This is a genomic window from Paenibacillus profundus, from assembly GCF_021369635.1.
In the GTDB taxonomy this organism is placed as follows: domain Bacteria; phylum Bacillota; class Bacilli; order Paenibacillales; family Paenibacillaceae; genus Paenibacillus_B; species Paenibacillus_B profundus.
Genome location: NZ_JAJNBZ010000081.1, coordinates 1 through 2909, shown reverse-complemented (window position 1 = coordinate 2909; position 2909 = coordinate 1). Strand labels below are relative to the sequence as shown.

Here is a 2909-nt window from a genome sequence, read left to right as displayed (position 1 = left end):
ATCCCACCGTCAAGCCAAGACATTAGGGCTTGACAAACATTAGCTGGTTTTTTTGTGCTATTTTATTGAATACTCATTCACCTCAAACGTTAAAATCTGATCTAATATCACATAGTCTTTACGGCTGCTGAACGGTCCTTTGTTATTGTTGTGTTTGTTTATTGCATACGATGCAGTACCTGTGCCGGCTTGTTTATTTTCGTACCAGGTAATGTAGGTATTAACTTCTTCCATGCTAAGATCGAATTCTTTTTCTAAACCAGTTGTCATTGTGACTACTAATATTGCTCTTTCACCTGTAGGTTGTTCTGGTTCTTCAGGATTTTCTGGATCTTTCCCAGCGTTCAGGGAGAACATCTCGACATTGCTAATAATTTGCTTATTTGCAACGTCTCCAATAATATACACATTTCCATCAACTATTACGGAAACACTTTGTTGTCTAGAGAAAGTTAAAGTCATTTCCGTATTTGTAGACCACGATTGATACTGAGGGTCATATGCTTCCACTTTATCGGAATAGCCATCATTCGGTTTGACTGTTAATCCACCAAGCGCATAAATCATTTCATTGTTTGTCACTACATTAGTGCGGCCCTAGATGTTGGCATACTACTTTCAACACTCCAAGAGTCAGTTGATGTGTCGTATATACGCACATTATTAACAATGTTATTATATTCCGAACCGCCCATGAGGTATATTTTATCGTTAATAACCGCTAGCCCCATAGAAAGAAGTGGTGTCGTCATATCAGTCAAAACTGTCCAGGATTCAGTCGAAGAATCATAAGTTTCAACAGAAACCAAAGGGACACCGTTATTATCAGTACCACCAGATACGTATATCTTGTTTTTTACGGTTGTGGCCGATGCCCATGAGCGAGCAGTTGACAAAGGTTTCCCAGACTCCCAAGTATCCGTTTCGGTGTCGTATATCTCAACAACGTCAAGTCGAGTCAGTTTACTATTGACATTAGCATACCCGCCTATGACATAAACTTTCCTGCCTTCAACAGCGGCTGTAACTCCGGCTCTAGCAGTCGGCATGCTTGTCTTCTTCGTCCATGAATTCGTCTCAGTATCATACATATATGTAGAGTCACATTTAGTTCCGAACGCGGCCTCGCTTCCATTCGAAGATCCTCCAAAAATATAGATTTTACCATCGACTACGGCAGATGTAGAACCAGCGAGCGGCTCCGGTAAATCACTCTTTGTTACCCATTCATCAGATTTTGCAGCAAAAGTTTGAGAAGTAAAAAACAAAAGCTACAAACATGATAAGGGCTACAAATACAAATGGTACTCGGTGTGACGGCCGTTAGCGGACGCACCTGCTCGAACAAGACTCGTTGCTCTGAATAAACTTAATACATAATCCGAAGTCGCTCATTCCAACAAACCCGGGCATGGTCCGCCGAGGGGCTCCATTTCTCCGGTGTAAACCATGTGACCTCCTCTGACTATGTTAACTTTAACCATAGCCGCCCTGTAAAAGGGCGGCATATATTCAAAATTAAACAGGATAAATAGAATAGACAGGATAAACAGGGCCTTCATAAGTAACGCCCCACCACTCTCCTGCTCTATCTCTGTACGAAATGACAGTTGTAATCTTAAGTTGTCCAGCGTATTTTCCGTCGTTGTACTGATAAACTTGTGGGATGGATGATCTTGTCGAGTAGAGCTTTTTATTGTATGCCCTTACTTCTCGTTCGGTACGGTTGATTGCATTGTCTTCTGATACTGATGAGTTTTGGCCCTTAGCAGGGACCGAGGTTGCACCGGCAGCAGGTGCAAACGCACTTGCTAACAACATGCCTGACAATCCAACTGACAAGATTTTGAAACGCATGAGTATCACCTTCCATATTCAGATTTATTAACACAATATCATCCATATGTTCTAATTTGAATAATATGCTAAAACTGTTTGCTGACCACTTTATCATAACGGGGAGCTCCATAGGCGCTCCTTCGGGGATTGAGGCACCCTAACCGATGTTTTTCATTTGTCACTAATGTCGCAAGAATGGGGGCATCGCTTGCTCCTGGAGGAACATTGTACTTAAAAGATTTTGGTCACTCTCCAGCAGACTATAGCGATCAAGATGAATGTAAACTATCAATTAAATTTATTATGGCGCGAAAGGGTGCTAGGCTCGACAAACTCAGCCGTCCAATTACAGGGGGCATTTCTCATCATTGGATAAGATAAGCAGGGTTATATATAAGGACAAGTATGATTTTGTAAATAAGTATATAGAAGGAATAATATTCAAATAAACTCAATATCTTGATTCAGATAAAGGAAAACCTATTTCCGCACACTACATTTTACATAATGATAACACCGGCACATTCGTGCCCGTAATTGTAAATGGTGAGTTTTACAATGCCCCTGCTACATTATCTCCTGGGACATATAGCATGTACTATATTAATAAATCGGATTTTCCGATTAATTTCGACGCATTTGTAATTAGTCCTTGAATTTTTGATGGAGTCGCTGATTATTCAGCGACTATTTTGTACCATGTGGGTAATTCTTTTTAGTGTTAAAAATAAGAATATGACACTTGGAAAAATCAGAAAGGTAGAAGTCTGATGAAAATAAGAAAGGTTTTCTCTTTACTTTTTGTTGCCGTCTGCTTGTTTGCATTGTCCACATCTGCATTTGCTAGTGAATTTACCCCAACTGCTATTGGTTTTGCAGATACTAAAGACCAAGCCCATCCGCTAACTCCAACACCTGCTGGGGTTGTAGCATTTGCTATGTCATTAACTAACAGTACGGATGTCGATTGGTATAAGTGGACAAACACTGCAGGACAAAATAAGTTGATTAATCTCAGGCCTGTTGATTAACCAGAATATGTAACTGAAAGTGATCCGTAATGGAAATTC

The 2909-nt window shown here is 40.4% G+C and carries 3 protein-coding genes and 2 pseudogenes; 1 reads left to right on the top strand and 4 read right to left on the bottom strand.

Annotated elements, in window-relative coordinates; genetic code table 11:
• Positions 1-57 precede the first annotated feature (57 nt).
• The 4 genes and pseudogenes from LQV63_RS31115 to LQV63_RS31105 form a co-directional block, all read right to left on the bottom strand.
• Positions 58-306: pseudogene (locus LQV63_RS31115) on the bottom strand (ran-binding protein 10); the annotation flags it as partial.
• Between the two features lie 216 nt (positions 307-522).
• Positions 523-567 (bottom strand): annotated as a pseudogene (locus LQV63_RS31935) (hypothetical protein); the annotation flags it as partial.
• A 14-nt stretch (positions 568-581) separates the two neighbouring features.
• Entirely contained in the window at positions 582-1268 is a 687-nt protein-coding gene (locus LQV63_RS31110; RefSeq protein ID WP_267934284.1) for a Kelch repeat-containing protein, read from the bottom strand.
• 250 nt (positions 1269-1518) lie between these two features.
• Positions 1519-1857 carry a PAS sensor protein gene (locus LQV63_RS31105; RefSeq protein ID WP_083858802.1) on the bottom strand — a complete coding sequence of 113 codons (339 nt, stop codon included), beginning with the start codon at positions 1855-1857 and terminating at the stop codon, positions 1519-1521.
• 752 nt (positions 1858-2609) lie between these two features.
• Here LQV63_RS31105 and LQV63_RS31100 point away from each other — a divergent pair.
• The gene (locus tag LQV63_RS31100) at positions 2610-2870 is read left to right on the top strand and encodes a hypothetical protein (protein ID WP_233699632.1); all 261 of its coding nucleotides are present in this window, start codon (positions 2610-2612) and stop codon (positions 2868-2870) included.
• Positions 2871-2909 lie beyond the last annotated feature (39 nt).